This window comes from Microbacterium sp. YJN-G, from assembly GCF_015040615.1.
In the GTDB taxonomy this organism is placed as follows: domain Bacteria; phylum Actinomycetota; class Actinomycetes; order Actinomycetales; family Microbacteriaceae; genus Microbacterium.
In genome coordinates, this window is the sequence record NZ_CP060402.1 from 928,337 (window position 1) to 947,825 (window position 19,489).

16 protein-coding genes are annotated in these 19,489 nt (G+C 70.7%); 8 read left to right on the forward strand and 8 right to left on the reverse strand.

Annotation, left to right across the window (positions count from 1 at the left end; all coding sequences use genetic code 11):
• Positions 1–6: 6 nt before the first annotated feature.
• The gene (locus H7694_RS04295) at positions 7–783 is read left to right on the forward strand and encodes a thioesterase family protein (RefSeq protein ID WP_227468282.1); all 777 of its coding nucleotides are present in this window, start codon (positions 7–9) and stop codon (positions 781–783) included.
• 52 nt (positions 784–835) lie between these two features.
• On the opposite strand, the gene H7694_RS04300 is transcribed toward H7694_RS04295, so the two are convergent.
• Complete coding sequence (locus H7694_RS04300) at positions 836–2,278, reverse strand: XRE family transcriptional regulator (RefSeq protein ID WP_193598315.1); 1,443 nt, start codon at positions 2,276–2,278, stop codon at positions 836–838.
• Positions 2,279–2,388: 110 nt separating this feature from the next.
• Here H7694_RS04300 and H7694_RS04305 point away from each other — a divergent pair, with 110 nt between their 5' ends.
• Both H7694_RS04305 and H7694_RS04310 read left to right on the forward strand, forming a co-directional pair.
• Positions 2,389–4,260, forward strand: a complete 1,872-nt coding sequence (locus H7694_RS04305; RefSeq protein WP_193598316.1) for a phosphoenolpyruvate carboxykinase (GTP) — start codon at positions 2,389–2,391, stop codon at positions 4,258–4,260.
• A 163-nt stretch (positions 4,261–4,423) separates the two neighbouring features.
• A complete protein-coding gene (locus H7694_RS04310; protein WP_227468283.1) occupies positions 4,424–4,873 on the forward strand; it encodes a hemerythrin domain-containing protein in 450 nt (149 codons plus the stop codon).
• 28 nt (positions 4,874–4,901) lie between these two features.
• On the opposite strand, the gene H7694_RS04315 is transcribed toward H7694_RS04310, so the two are convergent.
• A complete protein-coding gene (locus H7694_RS04315) occupies positions 4,902–6,779 on the reverse strand; it encodes an ABC transporter ATP-binding protein (RefSeq protein ID WP_193598318.1) in 1,878 nt (625 codons plus the stop codon).
• Positions 6,780–7,245: 466 nt separating this feature from the next.
• Here H7694_RS04315 and H7694_RS04320 point away from each other — a divergent pair, with 466 nt between their 5' ends.
• Positions 7,246–8,277 carry a S66 peptidase family protein gene (locus H7694_RS04320; RefSeq protein WP_193598319.1) on the forward strand — a complete coding sequence of 344 codons (1,032 nt, stop codon included), beginning with the start codon at positions 7,246–7,248 and terminating at the stop codon, positions 8,275–8,277.
• Positions 8,278–8,391: 114 nt separating this feature from the next.
• On the opposite strand, the gene ribH is transcribed toward H7694_RS04320, so the two are convergent.
• The 6 genes from ribH to H7694_RS04350 form a co-directional block, all read right to left on the reverse strand.
• Positions 8,392–8,868: a 6,7-dimethyl-8-ribityllumazine synthase gene (gene ribH, locus H7694_RS04325; RefSeq protein ID WP_193598320.1), complete on the reverse strand. Its 477-nt coding sequence runs from the start codon at positions 8,866–8,868 to the stop codon at positions 8,392–8,394.
• Positions 8,865–10,133: a GTP cyclohydrolase II gene (ribA, locus tag H7694_RS04330; protein ID WP_193598321.1), complete on the reverse strand. Its 1,269-nt coding sequence runs from the start codon at positions 10,131–10,133 to the stop codon at positions 8,865–8,867. The genes ribH and ribA overlap by 4 nt, the downstream gene beginning before the upstream one ends.
• Positions 10,130–10,771 (reverse strand): riboflavin synthase, encoded by a 642-nt coding sequence (locus tag H7694_RS04335; RefSeq protein ID WP_193598322.1) that lies wholly within the window; start codon positions 10,769–10,771, stop codon positions 10,130–10,132. The genes ribA and H7694_RS04335 overlap by 4 nt, the downstream gene beginning before the upstream one ends.
• Positions 10,771–11,799, reverse strand: a complete 1,029-nt coding sequence (gene ribD, locus H7694_RS04340) for a bifunctional diaminohydroxyphosphoribosylaminopyrimidine deaminase/5-amino-6-(5-phosphoribosylamino)uracil reductase RibD (protein WP_193598323.1) — start codon at positions 11,797–11,799, stop codon at positions 10,771–10,773. The genes H7694_RS04335 and ribD overlap by 1 nt, the downstream gene beginning before the upstream one ends.
• A 248-nt stretch (positions 11,800–12,047) precedes the next feature.
• Entirely contained in the window at positions 12,048–12,911 is an 864-nt protein-coding gene (locus H7694_RS04345; RefSeq protein WP_193598324.1) for an Fpg/Nei family DNA glycosylase, read from the reverse strand.
• Positions 12,912–13,001: 90 nt separating this feature from the next.
• Positions 13,002–13,565 (reverse strand): GNAT family N-acetyltransferase, encoded by a 564-nt coding sequence (locus H7694_RS04350; protein WP_193598325.1) that lies wholly within the window; start codon positions 13,563–13,565, stop codon positions 13,002–13,004.
• A 153-nt stretch (positions 13,566–13,718) separates the two neighbouring features.
• On the opposite strand from H7694_RS04350, the gene H7694_RS04355 reads away from it, so the two are divergent.
• From H7694_RS04355 to H7694_RS04370, 4 genes are all read left to right on the forward strand, one after another.
• Positions 13,719–14,594 (forward strand): EamA family transporter, encoded by an 876-nt coding sequence (locus H7694_RS04355; RefSeq protein WP_193598326.1) that lies wholly within the window; start codon positions 13,719–13,721, stop codon positions 14,592–14,594.
• Positions 14,595–14,647: 53 nt separating this feature from the next.
• Positions 14,648–18,178, forward strand: a complete 3,531-nt coding sequence (gene mfd / locus H7694_RS04360; RefSeq protein ID WP_193598327.1) for a transcription-repair coupling factor — start codon at positions 14,648–14,650, stop codon at positions 18,176–18,178.
• Positions 18,179–18,248: 70 nt separating this feature from the next.
• Positions 18,249–19,034, forward strand: coding sequence for an alpha/beta fold hydrolase (locus H7694_RS04365; RefSeq protein WP_227468284.1), 786 nt, complete (start codon positions 18,249–18,251; stop codon positions 19,032–19,034).
• Positions 19,031–19,489, forward strand: coding sequence for a GbsR/MarR family transcriptional regulator (locus H7694_RS04370; protein ID WP_227468285.1), 459 nt, complete (start codon positions 19,031–19,033; stop codon positions 19,487–19,489). Before H7694_RS04365 ends, H7694_RS04370 begins: the two co-directional genes overlap by 4 nt.

Consider the following 19,489-nt stretch of genomic DNA (forward strand, 5'->3'; position numbering starts at 1 on the left):
GGTGACGTGTCGAGCTACTTCCGCCGCCTGTCCGAGACCGCCTTCGAGCCGACCGAGCACGTCGGCGGGGCATGGAATCCCGACGAACAGCACATCGCCCCCGTGCTGGGCCTGCTGGCACATCTCGTCGAGGTCGACCACGCCGCCCGCAGGCCCGAGGCGCCACTCGTGCTCGCGCGGGCGAGCTACGACATCCTCGGCGTGCTGCCGATGGAGCGCTTCGAGGTCGCCACGCGGGTCGTGCGCCCCGGGCGCACGATCGAGCTCGTCGAGGCGACGCTGAGCCACGACGGACGGCCCGCGGTCACGCTGCGCGGCTGGATGCTGCAGCGCAGCGACACCTCCGCGATCGCCGGAGACCCGCTGCCGACGATGCCCGACATCGTGAGCCTGCCGACATGGGCGCCGGCCGACCTGTGGCCGGGCGGCGCCATCCGGTCGATCGACGTGCATCGCGAGTACGTGGGCCCGGGCCGGTCGAGATGCTGGATCCGCCCGCGGCATCCGCTTCTCGAGTCCGAGCCGGTCTCATCCCGTGCGCGAGTGCTCGGCATGCTCGACTTCGCGAACGGCATCGCGACCCGGGTGGCGCCCGAGGAGGCGCTCTACCCGAACGTCGATCTCACGGCGAGCCTGTTCCGCGAGCCGGCCGGCGAGTGGTTCGGCCTCGACACCTCGGTGTCGTTCGGCGCCGACGGGATCGGCCTCACCGAATCCGTGGTCAGCGACCTGGCCGGCCCGCTGGGCACCTCGTCTCAGACGCTCACGGTCCGGCCGCGGTGAGACGGCGCCCGGACGGGGCCCGCTGGTCCGGTTCGCGCCGGACCGGATGCCGTCACTCGCCGGCGTGCCGGTCGAGGAACGAGTACACCTCGCTGTCGTCGACGCCCGGGAAGGCGCCACGGGGGAGCGGGCGGAACATGTGCGTGTGCACGCGGGCGCTCGGCCAGGCGCGGCCCTCCCAGCGCTGCGAGATCGTGGCCGGAGCCCGGCGGCAGCAGGTCTCGTCGGGGCAGGTCGACTGCGCGCGGTGCGAGGTCTCGCGGCCACGCCACCAGCGCGCGTCGTCGAAGGGCACGCCGACCGTGATCGAGAACCCGCCGTCGCTGGCCGAGCCGGTCTGGGTCGCGCACCAGAACGTGCCCGAGGGCGTGTCGGTGTACTGGTAGTGCTCGGTGGTGCGGTTGCGCTGCTCGAACGCCGCCCGTGCCGAGAACTTGCGGCAGGCGGGCTGGCCCTCGACGGCTCCGGTCACATCCATCGGCAGCGGCAGGTCGTCGTTCTCGTACACGCGCGTGATCGCGCCGTTCTCGTCGACGCGCAGGAAGTGCAGGCGCATGTCGAGGTGGTGCGTCATGAGGTTCGTCATGCGCATCGCGGCCGCTTCGTGGGTCACACCGAACGCATCGCGGAAGTCCTCGACGGCGAGGTTGCGATCCTTCTTCGCCTGCTGCAGGAATGCGACGCCGGCCGTCTCGGGGATCAGGCAGCAGGCGGCGAAGTAGTTGATCTCCAGACGCTGCTGCAGGAAGTCGGCGTAATCGGTGGGCTTGGTGTGGCCGAGCAGGCGGTGCGCCATGGCCTGCAGTGCCATCGACCGCAGACCGTGCCCGCCCGGGATGGAAGCCGGGGGCAGGTAGATGCGGCCGTTCTCGAGGTCGGTGATCGAGCGGGTCGAGTGCGGCAGGTCGGCGACGTAGATGAGCTCGAAGCCGAGCTTCTCGGCCATGATGCTCACCGTGCGGTGCGTGAGCGCGCCCGACACGTGGCCGGCCGACTTGAGCTGCTTCTCGGCGAGGGCCTCGATCTCGGGCAGGTAGTTGCCCCGGGCGCGCATGGTCAGGCGCATCTCGGTGTTCGCGCGGCGCGCCTCTTCGGGCGTGGCGATCGCCTCGCTCTCGCGGCGGTGCAGCTCGCGGTGCAGACCCAGCACCGATTCGATCGTCTCGTCGCTCATGCCCTTCGTCACGCGCACCGGCGCGATGCCGAGCTGGCGGAACACCGGACTCGCCTGCGCGCGGTCGAGTTCGATCTCCAGCGCCGCCCGCCGGTTCGGCGGCTCGCCCGAGATGAGGTCGGCGACATCCGTGCTGCACGCCTGGGCGATCGCCTGCAGCAGCGACAGCTTCGGCTCGCGCTTGCCGTTCTCGATCAGGCTCAGCTGCGAACCGGCGATTCCGACCAGCGCGCCGAGCTCATCGAGGGTGAGTCCCTTGCGGGTGCGGTGATGCCGGATGCGATGTCCGAGGGTGCTGAGCTCGAGTCCACTTGACGCCATTCCTTGAGTATATCCGAAAGAATCATCCTTCTTTCCCGCCAATTGCGTCGAAAGTGCGAGAAAAGCTCGCAGAAGATGGGTGTAACGCATCCCCTTCAGAAGGAGCAGACATGGCCATGGTCGACACGTACGACGCACGAATCCCCTCGGTGGCGCCGGTGCGCAACTACGGTGCCGTGCCGTCGTACGACACCCCGGCGATGGCTGAGCTGCGCGAGTGGGTCGACGGCATCGCCGCGCTGACCCAGCCCGAGCGCATCCACTGGATCGACGGGTCGCGCGCCGAGAACGACATGATCCTGCACGAGCTCGTCGACGAGGGCAAGCTCATCAAGCTCAACCCCGAGTGGCGTCCCGGCTCGTACCTCGCCCGCTCGCACCCGAGCGATGTCGCCCGCACCGAGGCGCGCACCTTCATCGCCTCCGAGCGCGAAGAGGATGCCGGCCCCACGAACAACTGGGCCGATCCTGCCGAGATGCGCGAGACCATGGACCGCGTGTTCGAGGGTTCGATGCGCGGACGCACCATGTACGTCATCCCGTTCTCGATGGGTCCTGTCGGCGGCAAGCTCTCGCACATCGGCGTCCAGGTCACCGACAGCGCCTACGCGGTCGCCTCGATCGGCATCATGACCCGCGTCGGCGACGCGGTCACCCGTCGCATCGCGGAGGGTGCGCCGTGGGTGCGCACCGTGCACTCGGTCGGCGCTCCGCTCGAGCCGGGTCAGGCCGACGTCGAGTGGCCGTGCAACGACGAGAAGTACATCGTGCACTTCCCCGAGACTCTCGAGGTCTACTCGTACGGCTCGGGTTACGGCGGCAACGCCATCCTGGCGAAGAAGTGCTTCGCGCTGCGCATCGCCTCGGTCATCGCCCGCGACGAGGGCTGGCTCGCCGAGCACATGCTGCTGATCCGCGTCACCGACCCGAAGGGTAAGGCCTACCACGTCGCCGCCGCCTTCCCGTCGGCCTGCGGCAAGACGAACCTCGCCATGCTGCGCCCGACCATCCCGGGCTGGAGCGTCGAGACGCTCGGCGACGACATCGTCTGGATCCGTCCCGGCGAAGACGGACGCATGTACGCGATGAACCCCGAGGCTGGCTTCTTCGGCGTCGCACCCGGCACCGGCGAGTCGACCAACGTCACCGCGGTCGAGACCCTGTGGGGCAACACGATCTTCACGAACGTCGCGCTGCGCCCCGACGGCGACGTCTGGTGGGAGGGTCTGACCGAGACCCCGCCGGCGAACCTCATCGACTGGGAGGGCAAGCCCTGGACGCCCGACTCCGGACGCCCCGCCGCGCACCCGAACTCGCGCTTCACCGTCTCGGCGGCGCAGTGCCCGCAGATCTCCGCGGACTGGGAAGACCCCGAGGGCGTCGCCCTGGATGTCATCCTGTTCGGCGGCCGTCGTGCGAGCAACGTGCCGCTCGTGGTCGAGGCGACCGACTGGACTCACGGTGTCTTCCTCGGCTCGACGATCTCGTCCGAGCGCACCGCCGCCGCCGAGGGCAAGGTCGGCGAGCTGCGTCGCGACCCGTTCGCCATGCTGCCCTTCTGCGGTTACAACATGGGTGACTACTTCGGCCACTGGCTGAAGGTCGGCCGCATGCTGCGCTTCGACCGCGCGCCGCGCATCTTCCAGGTCAACTGGTTCCGCCGCGGTGAGGACGGTCGCTTCCTGTGGCCGGGCTTCGGCGACAACTCCCGCGTGATCGACTGGATCATCCGGCGGATCACCGGCGAGGTCGGCGCTGTCGACAGCCCGATCGGCCGTCTGCCGCGTCGCGAGGACCTCAACCTCGAGGGGCTCGAGATCACGGATGCCGATCTCGACGAGCTGTTCGCCGTCGACGTCGAGGCGTGGAAGGCCGAGGCCGACTCGACCGAGGAGTTCTACTCGATCTTCGGCGATAAGCTGCCGGCAGCGCTGCGCAGCGAACTCGAGGCACTGCGCTACCGGCTCGCCGAGAATCGCTGACCTCCTCGCTCCCGAGCGAGCGACCCAGACCCGCGACGGCGGGATGCAGGAACGACCCATGGCTGAGTGGTTCCGGCATCCTGCCGTCGCGTCTTTCCGTGTCCGCCTCCGGCGATAGAGTGAATTACCACGGAACCGACTGTGGTCAAAGATGGAGGTGGCCATGGGAGTCACGGACCAGATCGCCGACGCCCTCACCCGGGAGCACCACGCGATCGACGCAGGCATCGAGACCTTCCTCGCGGACGACGCCGATCCGGCGACGCTGCGCGAGGCGCTGGATGCCCTTCGGCGGCACATCTACCTCGAGGAGAGGTTCCTGTTCCCGCCGCTGAAGCAGTCGATGATGATGCCGATCATCGTCATGCTCCGCGAGCACGGGGAACTGTGGCGCGGCATGGATGCGATCGAGTCGGCGCTCTCGCAGCCCGAGGCCGACGCCCAGGTGCAGTGCCGCGAGCTGCTGAGGCTGCTCGACGACCACAACCGCAAGGAGGAGCCGATCATCTACCCGCGGGCGGATGCCGACCTTCCCGACGACGTGCGCGCCGAGCTGATGGAGTTCATCGCGACCGGTTCATACCCGGCGGGCTGGGTCTGCGAGCAGGCCTGACCGGCCTGGGTCCCTGAGCACGTCGCCCTCACACCAGCAGCTGGTGCCGCGCGAGATCCCGGTACAGCGGGGTCGAGTCGATGAGCTCGGCGTGCGTACCCTGACCCACGACGACGCCGTTCTGCAGCACGACGATCAGATCGCTGTCGACCACGGTCGACAGCCGGTGCGCGATCACGACGAGCGTCCGATCGGCGGCGGCTGCATCGATCGCCTCGCGCATGCGCTGCTCGTTCACGCCGTCCAGCGATGAGGTCGACTCGTCCAGCAGCAGGATCGGCGCATCCGTCAGCAGGGCGCGGGCGATCGCAAGGCGCTGCCTCTCGCCGCCGGAGAGCATGACGCCGTCCTCGCCGACGGGAGCATCCAGCCGCAGCGGGCTGCGATCGAGCACGTCGCCGAGGTTGACCGAGCGCAGCACGCGCTCGCAGTCGGCATCCGAGGCGTCAGGGGCGGCCAGCCGCAGATTCTCCGCGAGCGTGCCGGCCAGGGTCGGCGCATCCTGCTCGACGTAGCCGAACTGCGCGCGCAGCCGCGCGCGCGGGTAGCTGCGCACGTCGTGCCCGGCGAGGCGGATCGAGCCGCCGGTGGGGTCGTAGAAGCGCTCGATGAGCGAGAGGATCGTGCTCTTGCCGGCGCCGCTGGGGCCGACGAGGGCGACCCGGGCGCCGCGGGGCACGGCGAATGAGACGCCCTTGAGCACGTCGCGATCGACCTCGCCGGTGGCGTCGCCCGCGCGCTCGAGGTGCGCGTCGATCAGCACGTTCTGCGCCTCGCGGGCGGCGGCTTCACGGGCGGCGATCACGTCGTCGGGGTACCGGAATCGCACGTCGCGGAACTCCAGTGCTGGCGCGCCCACGACGGGCGCCGCGGTGGCCTCGGCATCCGGCTGGTCGTCCTGCGTCTCGGTGGGCAGGTCGAGGATCTCCTGGATGCGGCCGAGCGCCCCCAGTGCCTGGTTCACCGAGGTGATCGCACCGATCGCCTGGCCGAGCGGCATGACGAGCATGAACAGGAACATGATGAACGTCACCAGCGAAGCGATCGTGAGCGCGCCGGATGCCACGCGGAACCCGCCCACGCCCAGCACGACCAGCAGTGACACCTGCAGGGCGATGCCCGCGACGGGCACCACCGTCGACGAGATCTTCGCGATACGCACGCCGAGTCCGTAGGCCTCGGCGGCCAGACCCTCGACGGATGCGGTCTCGCGTTCGGTAGCCCCGGAGGCGCGCACGGTGCGGATCGACGAGATCCCGCGCTCGATGCCCGAGGCCAGCTCGCCCACCTTGTGCTGCTGGGCGGCGGATGCCGTGCGGATGCGGCCGCTGAGCACCACCACCACGGCGATCGAGCCGCCGATCACGATGACGATCAGCAGCAGGAGCAGCGGGTCGATGAGCAGCATCGCGATGAGCGCGCCGACGAACAGGATCGCGCCGCCCACGGCATCCGCCAGTCCCTGAGTGAGCACGGCGTACAGCATCGTCGTGTCGGTACCCACGCGCGAGACCAGGTCGCCGGTGCGGCGGGCGTCGAACTGGCTGATCGGCAGGTGCAGGATGCGTGCGATCAGCCGCCTGCGGCTGGAGTGCACGACGGCCGTGCCGGTGCGCTGCAGCAGGTAGTGCTGGTAGCCCGAGATCACCGAGGCGATGATCACCAGTGCGATCAGCAGCCAGACGAGTGCGCCGAGCATCTCGCCGCGCTGCACGCGTTCGATGACCTGGCCGACCAGCAGCGGCTGGGCCAGCGATGCGGCGGCGCCGATGATGCTGAGCACGGCCACGATGACCAGCACGCCCTTGTGCTCGAGCAGGAAGGGGAGGAGCTGGCGGAACGTGGCGCGCGGACTGTCCTGCTGCGCGCCGCGTCCGCGTCGGCGTGATGTCGCCGTGCGAGACATGGGGACCTCGTTCTCGGGGAGTCGCGCCCGCAGGCTGTGCGGGGCGCTGCTTCTATTGTCGGCCGTACTTCTTATGTGCCGCCTGCTTCGTGACACCCGCTTCGCCGGTGGGCATGTCCCAGTAGGTGCTGGTGCGCGCGGCGGGCACCCGCAGCTTCTGGGACATCCCCGTTCTGGGACATCGTCTGTGGGCGTGTCCCAGTAGGTGCGGGTGCGGCCAGCAGAGACCCGCAGCTTCTGGGACATGGTCTGGGGGCGTGTCTCAGTAGGTGCCGGTGCGGCCAGCAGAGACCCGCAGCTTCTGGGACATCGTCTGGGGCCGTGTCTCAGTAGGTGCCGGTGCGGGCGGCGGAGACCCGCGACTTCTGGGACACCGCCTGCGGGCATGTCCCAGTAAGTGCCGGTGCGGGCGGCGGTGACCCGCGACTTCTGGGACAGGTGACCGGAGGTCGGCCAGGATGGAGGGATGCTGATCCCGCCGAAAGCACGACCCGGTGACCGCGTCGCCATCCTCTCGCCGGCCTTCGCCGCACCCGCCGTCTCTCCGGCGCTCCACGAGCAGGCGATGCGCCGGCTGACCGAGCTCACCGGCCTGATTCCGGTCGAGTACCCCACCACGCGGCAGCTGGATGCGAGCCCCGAGGCCCGTGCGGCCGACGTGAATGCGGCGTTCGCCGATCCCGGCATCCGGGCGATCCTGGCCACGATCGGCGGCGACGACCAGATCCTGGTCACTCCGCACCTCGACCCGGCGCTCGCCGTCGGCGACCCGAAGCCGTTCGTCGGCTACAGCGACAACACGAACATCCTGAACTGGCTGTGGCGGCTCGGCGTCGCCGGATACTACGGCGGCTCCACGCAGGTTCATCTCGGTGCCGGCCCCGCCGTCGACGACGAACAGCTGCGCTCGCTGCGCGCCGCGGTGATCGACGGCGGCGAGATCGCGCTCACCGAACCGGGTGAGTCCGAGGACTTCGGGCGACGATGGGAGAGCTCCGACGCGCTCACCGAGTTCGGGGATCGAGAGCCGACCGAACCCTGGTCGTGGGCCGGGCCCGCGAAGTCGGTGACCGGACGCACCTGGGGCGGATGCGTCGAGGTGCTCGCACAGCTCGCCCTGGCCGACCGGATGCCGTCGGTCGACGAGCTGCGCGGCGGCATCCTGCTGCTGGAGACCAGCGAGCGCCTCACGCCCGCCGATGTCGTCGCCGAGCAGCTGCGCGCGTACGGCGAGCGCGGTCTGCTGGCGGCGGTCGACGGCGTCATCGTGGCGCGGCCTGCGGTGAGCTCCTTCGACGTACTCCCGTCGGCGGATGAGCGCATGGCGCTGCGCGCCGCCCAGCGCGATGCAGTCCTCGACACGGTCGGCCGCTACAACCCGGATGCCGTCGTCTGCATCGGCGTGCCCTTTGGGCACACCCGCCCGCAGTGGATCGTGCCCTACGGCGGCACGATGACGCACGACGGTGCAACCCGGACGGTCACCGCGTCGTACTGACCGGCGAACCGCCGACGCGCACGCGAACGCCTCCCGATCGCTGATCGGGAGGCGTTCGTGGCATGCTGCGGGGCCGCCGCTCCTCGCGGAAGCCTCCGGAAGCCCCCGCTCGGCTCAGCCGCGCAGCTGGGCGATCACCCGGGCGGTGCGCAGCGCGGCATCGGCCGCCTCGGCGCCCTTGTCCTCCTGCGAGCCGGGCAGACCCGCCCGGTCCAGTCCCTGCTGCTCATCGTCGAGGGTGAGCACTCCGAAGCCGACCGGCTTGCCGGCATCCAGTGCCACGCGGGTGAGCCCGTCGGTGGTGGCGGCCGACACGTATTCGAAGTGCGGTGTGCCGCCGCGGATGATCACGCCGAGCGCGACCACCGCGTCGGCGCCGCCGGCGAAGGCGGCCTGCGCGGCGACGGCGAGCTCGAACGACCCCGGCACGCGCACCACCGAGTGGGCCGCGTCGGAGGCGTCGAGCACCCGCTGCGCCCCGGCGATGAGCCCGTCGGTGATCGTGTCGTGCCAGGTGCCGGCGATGACGACGACCCGCAGGCCGGTACCGTCGATCGGGCTGTCGGTGGTGGGGGCGCCTTCGCGGCTCATTCGTGGTCCTTTCCGCTCGCGAGCGCCTCGGCCAGCTCGGACTCGCCGATGATGTGGCCCATGCGATCGCGCTTGGTCTCGAGGTACTGGTGGTTGTTGGGGCCGACGCCGACGATGAGCGGCACCTGCTCGACGACGTCGAGGCCGAGCTCGCGCAGCTTGGCGACCTTGTCGGTGTTGTTGGTCAGCAGGCGCACCTTCGACACGCCCAGATCGGCGAGGATGCCCGCTGCCGCCGCGTACTCGCGTGCGTCGGCGGGCAGGCCCAGCGCGAGGTTCGCATCGACCGTGTCGAGGCCCTCCTCCTGCAGGCTGTAGGCCCGCAGCTTGTTGATAAGCCCGATGCCGCGGCCCTCGTGGCCGCGCATGTAGATGACCACGCCGCCCTCGGCGTCGATCATGTCCAGTGCCGCCTGCAGCTGCGGGCCGCACTCGCACTTCTGCGAGCCGAACGCCTCTCCGGTCAGGCACTCGGAGTGCACGCGCACCAGCGCGGTCTCACTCGGCGTGCCCGAGACGACCGCGATGTGGTCGGTGCCGGTGACGCGGTCCTTGTAGGCGAGGAAGCGGAACGTGCCGTGGTCGGTGGGGACGGTCGCGTCGGCACGCATGCTGACGCGGCGACGCGGATGCCGTGCGGCATCCGGGGCCAGCGGCTCGGTCTCGTTGACGTGGGCGATGAGCTGCTCGATCGTGATCACCGGCACGCCGTCGCGCTGACCGAGTTCGATCAGGCCGGGCAGGCGCATCATGCTGCCGTCCTCGTCGACGACCTCGGCGATCGCCCCCACCGGGCGCAGACCTGCCAGGCGCATCAGCTCGACGGCCGCCTCGGTGTGGCCGGCGCGCTCGCGCACGCCGCCGTCGACGGCGCGCAGCGGCAGGATGTGGCCGGGGCGGATGATGCTCGTTGCGGTGGATGCCGGGTCGGCGAGCACGTTCAGGGTGTGCGCGCGGTCGTGCGCGCTGATGCCGGTGGTGACGCCCTCGGCGGCGTCGACGCTGACGGTGTACGCGGTCGATCGGGCGTCTTCGTTGCTCTCGACCATGGGCGGCAGGTTGAGGCTGTCGGCGAGGTCGGCCGGCATCGGGGCGCAGATCAGGCCCGAGGTCCAGCGCACCATCCACGCCATGGTCTGCGCGGTGGCCAGCTCGGCCGAGATGATGATGTCGCCCTCGTTCTCGCGGTTCTCGTCGTCGGCGACGATCACCGGCCGTCCGGCGCGCAGCGCCTCGAGGGCATCGTTGATGGTGGACAGGCTCATCGCGAGCCTCCTTCCGGAGCAGTGCGGAACGCAAGCAGGCGCTCCACGTGACGGGCGAGGATGTCGGTCTCGAGGTTGACGACGTCACCGGGCTGAAGCGCACCGAGGATGGTCACCTCGAGGGTCTCGGGGATCAGCGACACCTCGAACCAGTGCCCGGCATCCGTGTCGCCGCCGGCGGGGGCGCTGACGGCGCTGACGGTCAGCGAGGTGCCGGCGACGCTGATCGATCCCTTGTCGACGACGAGCGGGGCGAGCTCGGCGGGCAGGCTGAAGCGCAGCACGCGCCACTGCGCACCCGGCCGCACCTCGATCACCGTGCCGACGCCGTCGACGTGCCCCTGCACGATGTGCCCGCCCAGGCGGGCGCCGACCGGCATCGCCTTCTCGATGTTGACGCGCGTGCCCACCTCGACCGCGCCGAGGGCGGAGACGTCGAGGGTCTGCTTCATGACATCGGCGTCGAACGTGTCGGCGGTGGAGGCCACCACGGTCAGGCAGACGCCGCTGACGGCGATGGACTCGCCGTGCACGGCGTCGGATGCCGCGTGCGGGGCGCGCACGGTGAGGCGCCAGCCGTCTCCGGAGGGCGTGATCGCGGCGATCTCGCCGATCTCCTCGATGATTCCGGTGAACATCAGCTTCCTTCCGGTTCGGAGGTGACGTGGGCGACGACGAGCAGGTCGTCGCCGAGCGGCAACCACTGGTCGACGGTGAGACGTCGAGCCTGTGCGATGGTGCCCACGCCGATGTCGGTCAGCGCCAGGCGCCGGCCGCCGATCAGCACGGGGGCGAGGTAGGTGAGCACGGTGTCGGCAAGACCCGCGGCGACGAACGCGCTGGCGAGGGTCGGACCGCCCTCGACGAACACGCGCTGCACGCCGCGGTCGTGCAGATCCGCCAGCACGGCGGTGAGGTCGCGGGTGTCGTAGAACAGCGGGGGATGCGGATGCCGTCGCACGGCGGCATCCTGCGGTGTCGGACGCGAGCCGATGATGACGGGAACGGGCTGGTGGGGCAGAAGCGCGTCGCCGTCGCGCGCGGTGAGCGCCGGGTCGTCGGCGAGCACCGTGCCGGTGCCGGCGACGATCGCGTCGGCCTCGGCGCGACGGCGGTGCACATCGGCGCGGGCGACCGGCCCGGTGATCCACTGGCTGGTGCCGTCGGATGCCGCGGCACGGCCGTCCAGGCTCTGCGCCCACTTCACGGTGACGTGCGGGCGGCCCAGCCGCTGCACGGTCAGCCAGTCGGCGATGAGGGCGTGCGCGGCATCCGCCTGCTCGCCCGCGACCACGTCGACTCCCGCGGCGCGCATCCGGTCGGCTCCGCCGCTCGATGCGTCACCCGGGTCGTCGAGCGCGTAGACGACGCGGGCGACACCGGCGTCGATGAGTGCCTGCGCGCACGGGCCGGTGCGGCCGGTGTGGTTGCAGGGCTCGAGCGTCACGACGGCGGTCGCGCCGCGGGCGGCGCCGGGCGCGAGCTGCGAGAGCGCATCGACCTCGGCGTGCGCGGTGCCGGCACCGCGGTGCCAGCCCTCGGCGATCACGTCGCCGGCGGGGGATAGGATCACGGCGCCCACCTGCGGGTTCACTCCGCGGGGACCCTTCGCGGCCAGCGCGAGGGCGCGGCTCATCGCGTCGCGTTCCGCGTCTGTGACTGCCATCGGTCGTCTCTCTCTGGATAACCGGGGCCGGCAGCGCACGCGTTCGCGTCGCCCGTGCTGCCTCTCCTCCGGACTAGCGAGTATTCACTCGCATCACCGTCGGTTCCGGATTTCCACCGGATCGGCGCCTGTCGCCAGGCGTTCGCGGACTGTCACCGCCGGTTCGGATTCTCACCGACCCCGGAGCACGTTGATGCTCTGAGTGTAGTCAACATGCCATCCGGGGATTCATTCCCGCTGATACATGTTCATTTCAGCAGCCGGGACAGCCGGCGGTCCGCGAGGATCTTCCCGCCGGTCTGGCAGGTGGGGCAGTACTCCAGGCTGCGGTCGGCGAAGAACACGCTGCGCACCGTGTCGCCGCACACCGGACACGCCTCGCCACGACGGGCGTGCACCCGGAAGCCGGCGCGCTTGGCATCCTTGAGCTCCGCCGGCGGACGGCCGGCGGCCTCGGCGATCGCCTCGTGCAATGTCTCCTGCATCGCGGCGTAGAGCCGGTCGATATCGTCGTCGCCGAGGTTCGCGGCCGGGGCGTACGGTGACATCCTCGCCGCGTGCAGGATCTCGTCGCTGTAGGCGTTGCCGATGCCGGCGATGAGTCCCTGATCCCTCAGCAGTCCCTTGATCTGGGTGCGCCGCCCGGCGAGCAGCGCGGCGAAGGCGTCGCGTGTGAAGGCGGGATCGAGCGGATCGGGGCCGAGCCGGGCGATGCCGGGCACGTCCTGCGGGTCGCGCACCACATACACGGCGAGCGACTTCTTGGTGCCCGCCTCGGTCAGATCGAATCCGCGGCCGTCGTCGAAGGCCACGCGCAGCGCGATCGGCGACCTGCCCGGCTTGATCAGCGTCTTGGGCAGCTCGTCGTGCCAGCGCAGCCAGCCGGCCTTCGCGAGGTGGAAGACCAGATGCAGGTCATCGCCGAGCGCGAGGTCGATGAACTTGCCGTGGCGTGCGGTGCCGGTGATCACGGCATCCTGCAGCGCCGTCACCGGCGGATCGAACGTCTTCAGCGCCGCGATGGCGGCCACGGTGACGCGCGTGACCGTCCGCCCCACGGCGCGCTCGCCGAGGAACCCGACCAGTCCCTGCACCTCCGGCATCTCGGGCATGGTGCCATCCTGTCACGCGCATCCGACGCGGCCCAGGGGCGACCGGATCTCGGGGCCCCGAGCCCACTGCCCGGCCGGCAGCGGACGAGCTCAGAGCACCGGCCACTCCACCGGCGTGCGGTCGTCGGTCGCCAGCAGCCCGGCGATCCAGCCGTCGTCGCGTCCGTGCGGGCCTGCCAGCCCCTGCCGCAGCATCCCCTCGTACCGGAAGCCGAGGCTGCGGGCGGTGCGAGCCGAGGGGACGTTGCCGGCCACGGCGCGCCACGACAGACGGACCGCGCCCAGCTCGTCGAAGGCGAAGTCGACGACGGCCCGTGCCGCCTCGCCGATCACACCCTGACCGCGGAACGACGCCACGCCCCAATAGCCGATCTCGGCCTCGCCGCCGCTCGGGTGCGCCGTGATCCGGTGCAGGCCGATCATGCCGGCGAGTTCCCCGTCCAGGCGGACGGCCCAGACCGACTCCACACCCTCCGCCCACGACTGCGTGACCTTCTCGACGAAGTCGACGGCGTGCTGACGCGAGTACGGGCTGGGCACCGTGGTCCAGCGCGAGACCTCGGGATCCTGGCAGGCGGCGGTGATCGCGTCGATGTCGGCCCCGGTGGGGATGCTGAGGACGAGTCGTTCTGTGCGCAGGGTCACCGGTTCCATCGCGCCAGAGTACCGGTCGCCGGGCGTCCCGGGAGCCGGGAGGCGGCGCAGGGCGCGCCGGTAGACTCGGGAGGGCGAGCGATCGCCGTCGCCGCACGGTCATCGAGAGCCGCACGGTCATCAAAGCCGCACGGTCATCGAAAGGGGACGGCAGTGGTCGAGTCGCGGTCCTCTCCGCGTGGCGTGGTGTTCTCGCTGCTGGCCTCGGCGATCTTCGCCGGCATGTTCTACGTCGCGTCGCTGGTCACCTCCTCGGCCGACGTCGTCTTCGCCGCGCGCGTGCTGCTCACCCTGCTCTGCTACGCCGCTGCGCTCGCTCATCCGGCGGCGCGGCGCGAGGTCATCATGCTCTGGCGCCGTTTGCGCTCGCGATGGTGGATGCCGCTGCTCGGCCTGCTGCTGACGGCCATCGCCGGAGTGCAGCTGTGGCTGTTCATGTGGGCGCCCATGCACGGACACGGCCTCGACGCCGCACTGGGCTTCCTGCTGCTGCCGATCTCGCTCGTGCTCGCCGGGCGCTTCCTGATGAAGGCGCACGTCAGCCGGATGCAGTGGCTGGTGATGAGCCTGGCGGCGGTGGCCGTCGCGGTGAAGCTCATCGGCACCCCCGAGCTGTCGGGGGTGACGCTGATGATCTGCGGTCCGTACGCACTGTACTTCGTGCTGCGGCAGCGATTCGGCCTCGACGGGCCGATGGTCTTCGGGCTCGACATGGCGCTGCTCGCGCCGTTCGCCGTCCTCGCCCTCACCGCGTCCCCCATCGAGCCCTCGGTGCTCGAGTACACCGTCCTCGCCGCGATCGGCCTCGGCAGTGCCGCGGCCATGACGTTCTACCTCGGTGCCTCGTCGCTGCTGTCGATGCCGGTCTTCGGGCTGCTCGGCTACGTCGAGCCGGTGCTGCTGGTCAGCGTCGCCCTGCTGCTGGGGGAGCGGATGCAGGGGGCGGACGCACTGGTCTACGGCATCCTCGCCGTGGCGCTGAGCATCCTCGCCGTCGACGGCTTCCGCCGCGCGCGGCGAACACGCTGATCGGGAGGCGGAACCCCCGGCCGTGATGTCGGACCGGCAAGTAGACTCGTCCGGTGACTGTTCCGGGGATTCTGCGTGCCTTGGAAGAGGCGAACCTGTACCGCGACGCCCTCACCTGGGCCCGCACCGATGCCGAGATCTCCGTGGTCGACGGGCTGGACGCCCCGGTCATCGCCGGGCTCCTGGGCAAGCGCGCACAGGCCGGCCTTCCGGCATCCGCCCTCGTCGTGACGCCCACGGGCCGTCGCGCCGAGTCGGTCGCCGCCGCGCTCGGGTCGTATCTGGCGGATGCCGAGGTGCTGACCTTCCCCGCCTGGGAGACGCTTCCGCACGAGCGGCTGAGCCCGAGCCCCGACACGGTCGGCCACCGTCTGGAGACCCTGCGGCGCATCACGACGTGGACGGGTGAGAAGCCGCTGGTCGTCGTCGCCTCGGTGCGTGCGGCCCTGCAGCCGCTGGCCGCCAACCTCGGCGCCGCCGCCCCTCTCGAGCTGCGCATCGGAGGTCGCGGCATCGAGCTGGAGGAGGCCGTCGAGCGGCTCGTCGAGCGCGCCTACTCGCGGGTGGACATGGTGTCGCGCCGCGGCGAGTTCGCCGTGCGCGGCGGCATCCTCGATGTCTTCCCGCCGACCGCCGACCACCCGCTGCGGGTGGAGTTCTTCGGCGACGAGGTCGATCAGATCCGCGCATTCTCGGTCGCCGACCAGCGCTCGCTGCCGGGCGATGTCGCCTCGGTCGAGCTGCCCGCCAGCCGGGAGCTGCTGCTCACCCCCGAGGTCCGCGAGCGGGCGGGCGGGCTGGTGGGCAAGTTCCCGGCCATCTCGGGGATGCTGGAGAAGATGGCCGAGGGCATACCGGTCGAGGGCATGGAATCGCTGCTCCCGGCGGTGGCCGGCCCCCTCGTGACCCTCGCCGACTACCTGCCTGCCGGCTCGGCCACGGCGATCGTCGACCCCGAGCGGGCGAGCACCCGCGCGCAGAACCTCGGCGAGACCAACCGCGAGTTCCTGGATGCCGCCTGGAGCGCGGCGACCTCGGGCGCCTCGGCGCCCATCGACCTGGGTGCCGGCGACTTCATCTCGATCGGCCGGCTGCGCGAGATCGTGCGCGACCGAGACGGGGTCTGGTGGCGGCTGAGCACCTTCGCGACCGACGATGCGGATGCCGCGAACCTCGACTCGTCGATCATCCCCTCGTTCCACGGCAACGTCGACGGGGCGATCTCGTTCGTCGAGGCACGCCTGGGTGAAGGGTGGCGGGTCGTCGTCATCGCATCCGGCCAGGGTCTCGTCGAGCGCGCCCGCGACGTGCTCAGCGACCGCGGACTCGCGGCCCGCGTCGTCGGCGATCTCGTCGCCGCACCGGAGGGCGGCGTCGCGACGCTGGTGGCGGGCGCGGTGGAGTCGGGCTTCCAGGTGCCCGATGCGAAGCTCGCCGTGCTCACCGACAACGAGTTCTACGGGCGCACCATCGGCGGCGACCAGCGGGTCGTGAAGAAGCTCGCCTCGCGCCGGCGGAACGTGGTCGACCCGCTGCAGCTGAAGCAGGGCGACCACGTCGTGCACACCACTCACGGCATCGGGCGGTTCGTCGAGATGACCAAGCGCGAGGTGTCGACCGGCGGGCGCAACGCCACCAAGTCGACCCGCGAGTACCTGGTGCTGGAGTACGCGCCGTCCAAGCGCGGCTACCCGGGCGACAAGCTGTTCGTGCCCACCGATCAGCTCGACCTGCTCTCGAAGTACGTCGGCGGCGAGGCGCCGGTGCTGTCGAAGATGGGCGGCAGCGACTGGGCTGCGGCCAAGGGCAAGGCGCGCAAGGCGGTGCGCGACATCGCCGTCGAGCTGGTGAAGCTGTACTCGGCGCGCATGAGCGCCAGGGGGCACGCCTTCGGGCCCGACACACCCTGGCAGCGCGAGCTGGAGGAGGCGTTCCCGTTCGCCGAGACGCACGACCAGCTGCAGACCATCGACGAGATCAAGGCCGACATGGAGCGGCCGATCCCCATGGACCGGCTGCTCTCGGGCGACGTCGGCTTCGGCAAGACCGAGGTGGCCGTGCGCGCCGCGTTCAAGGCCATCCAGGACGGCAAGCAGGTCGCGATGCTCGTGCCGACCACGCTGCTGGTCAAGCAGCACCTCGAGACCTTCACCGAGCGCTTCGCCGGATTCCCCGTCAAGGTGCGGCCCCTCTCGCGGTTCCAGACCGACAAGGAGGCCAAGCTCACCCTGCAGGGGCTGCTGGACGGCTCGGTCGACATGGTCATCGGCACGCACCGCGTGCTCACCGACCAGGTGATGTTCAAGGACCTGGGCCTGATGATCATCGACGAGGAGCAGCGCTTCGGCGTGGAGCACAAGGACGCACTCAAGAAGATGAAGACCAACGTCGACATCCTCGCGATGAGCGCCACCCCGATCCCGCGCACGCTCGAGATGGCGGTCACCGGCATCCGCGAGATGTCGACGCTGCAGACTCCGCCCGAGGACCGGCATCCGATCCTGTCGTTCGTCGGCCCCCGCAGCGACAAGCAGATCGCCGCGGCGATCCGCCGCGAGATCCTGCGCGAGGGGCAGGTGTTCTTCGTGCACAACCGGGTGCAGTCGATCCAGCGGGTCGCCTCAGAGCTCGCCGAGCTCGTTCCCGAGGCGCGCATCGCCGTCGCGCACGGCCGGATGGGCGAGCACCAGCTCGAGCAGGTCGTCGACGACTTCTGGGAGCGCAAGTACGACGTGCTCGTGTCGACGACGATCATCGAGACCGGTCTGGACATCTCGAACGCCAACACGATCATCATCGACAAGGCCGACAAGTACGGGCTGTCGCAGCTGCACCAGCTGCGCGGACGCGTGGGCCGCGGGCGCGAGAGGGCGTACGCGTACTTCCTCTACGACGACGCCAAGCCGCTGTCCGAGACCGCCGCCGACCGGCTGCAGACCATCGCCGTGAACAACGACCTCGGCTCGGGCATGCAGGTGGCGCTGAAGGACCTCGAGCTGCGCGGCGCGGGCAACCTGCTCGGAGCCGAGCAGGCCGGGCACATCGCCGGCGTCGGCTTCGACCTGTACCTGCGCATGATCGGCGAGGCCGTGGCCACCTTCCGCGGCGAGGAGACCGAGACCGGTGCCGAGCTGCGGATGGAGCTGCCGGTCGAGGCGCGCATCCCCGAGCACTACATCGACAGCGAACGACTGCGGCTGGAGGCGTACCAGAAACTGTCATCCGCGGCGACCGCGACCGCCCCCGACGACGCGATCGATCTCGTCGCCGAGGAGCTCATCGACCGCTACGGCGCGCTGCCCGAGGAGGTCGAGACGCTCGTCACGGTCGCCCGCCTGCGGCGTCGCGCCGCCCGCGCCGGTCTCACCGACGTCGTGGCGATGGGGTCGAACCTGCGGGTCGCCCCGGCGCGCTTCGAGGACTCGATGAAGATCCGGCTGCAGCGGCTCTACCCGAAGGCCAAGCTCGTCGGCGGGGGAGAGGCGCTGGTCGTGCCGATGCCCGGTCCCGACGGTCCCGCGCTGATCGAGTGGGTCGGCAACCTCTTCACCGCGATGTTCCCGGAACCCGTCAAGGCGGGCTGAGCCGGCGACGGCTCGCGGCCGCCGACATCGCCGCCGCTGCTATTTTCAGAGAATGGTGAAACTGGCGGGAGTGCTGGAGCGACCCGGCGCGCAGCTGCAGTACGAGGATCCGGGTGGAGACGGACCGGCGGTCGTCCTCACCCACGGAGCCGGGATGGATCACACCATGTTCGCCGCACAGGCGGATGCCCTGCGCGCCGCCGGGTTCCGCCCGGTGCTCTGGGATCTGCGCGGGCACGGCGGATCGCCGCTGCGCGACGGCGCCCGCTTCACAGCATCCGATGCTCTCGACGATCTCGGCGAGCTGATCGAAGCCTGCGCCCTCGACCGGCCGGTGCTGGTCGGGCACTCGCTGGGCGGCAACCTCGCGCAGGCGTTCGTGCGCCGGTGGCCCGAGGCGGCGTCGGGCCTGGTCGTGATCGATTCGACCTGGAACGCCGGCCCGCTGACGGCCGTAGAACGGTTCGCGCTGCGGCTCGCCGCACCGCTGCTCGGCCTGATCCCCGCCGCGCGTCTGCCCGGCCTGATGGCGCGGGCATCCGCTGTCCGCCCCGAAGCGGTCGACGAGATCGAGGCGCTCTTCGCGAGGATGCCGAAGCGCACCTTCCTCGACCTGTGGCGGGCGACCGCGTCCTTCGTCGAACCCGAGGCCGGATATCGCACGCCGGTGCCGCTCGGCCTCATCCGCGGTGCGCAGGACGCCACCGGCAACATCGCCTCCGCGATGTCGCGCTGGGCGCTCGCCGAAGGCGTCCGAGAGCACGTGATCGAGGGCGCCGGCCACGTCGTCACCCTCGACGAACCGGCGGCGAGCACGACTGCGCTGCTGTCGATCCTCGAGGAGATGACCTCATGAACGATGCCGGGATGACGGATGCCGAGCGCTTCGCGGATGCGATGGGCGACATGCTTCTCTCCTGGAACCTGCCCAGGGCGACCGGGCGGGTCTACGGGCACCTGCTGCTGCGGGCTGAGCCGTGCACGGCTGAGCAGCTGCGGCAGTCGCTCGGACTCAGCAGCGGTGCCGTGAGCACCGCGGTCCGATCGCTGGCCAGCTGGGGTCTCGCCCGCACCATCCCGCAGCCGGGTAGCCGCCGGCTGCTGGTCGAGGCCGCTGGCGGGTTCGAGCAGCTGCTGGCGGCCAGCCACGAGAGGGCGCGCGCCTTCATCCGCACGCTGCGCTCCGGCGAGCAGCTCGCCGAGGACGATCATGCAGCCCGCCGTCTCGCCGACGTCACCGACCTGTTCGCGGCGTACGTGGATGCAGGGGAGCAGATGCTGCGCGCCCGGTCGGGTCTCAGCGCAGGGTGA

Bases quoted from the DNA above. Each gene is read 5' to 3' on its own strand.
- H7694_RS04300 (WP_193598315.1), bottom strand. From the start codon at position 2,278: ATGGCGTCAAGTGGACTCGAGCTCAGCACCCTCGGACATCGCATCCGG.
- H7694_RS04305 (WP_193598316.1), top strand. From the start codon at position 2,389: ATGGCCATGGTCGACACGTACGACGCACGAATCCCCTCGGTGGCGCCG.
- H7694_RS04310 (WP_227468283.1), top strand. From the start codon at position 4,424: ATGGGAGTCACGGACCAGATCGCCGACGCCCTCACCCGGGAGCACCAC.
- H7694_RS04315 (WP_193598318.1), bottom strand. From the start codon at position 6,779: ATGTCTCGCACGGCGACATCACGCCGACGCGGACGCGGCGCGCAGCAG.
- H7694_RS04320 (WP_193598319.1), top strand. From the start codon at position 7,246: ATGCTGATCCCGCCGAAAGCACGACCCGGTGACCGCGTCGCCATCCTC.
- ribH (WP_193598320.1), bottom strand. From the start codon at position 8,868: ATGAGCCGCGAAGGCGCCCCCACCACCGACAGCCCGATCGACGGTACC.
- ribA (WP_193598321.1), bottom strand. From the start codon at position 10,133: ATGAGCCTGTCCACCATCAACGATGCCCTCGAGGCGCTGCGCGCCGGA.
- H7694_RS04335 (WP_193598322.1), bottom strand. From the start codon at position 10,771: ATGTTCACCGGAATCATCGAGGAGATCGGCGAGATCGCCGCGATCACG.
- ribD (WP_193598323.1), bottom strand. From the start codon at position 11,799: ATGGCAGTCACAGACGCGGAACGCGACGCGATGAGCCGCGCCCTCGCG.
- H7694_RS04345 (WP_193598324.1), bottom strand. From the start codon at position 12,911: ATGCCCGAGATGCCGGAGGTGCAGGGACTGGTCGGGTTCCTCGGCGAG.
- H7694_RS04350 (WP_193598325.1), bottom strand. From the start codon at position 13,565: ATGGAACCGGTGACCCTGCGCACAGAACGACTCGTCCTCAGCATCCCC.
- H7694_RS04370 (WP_227468285.1), top strand. From the start codon at position 19,031: ATGAACGATGCCGGGATGACGGATGCCGAGCGCTTCGCGGATGCGATG.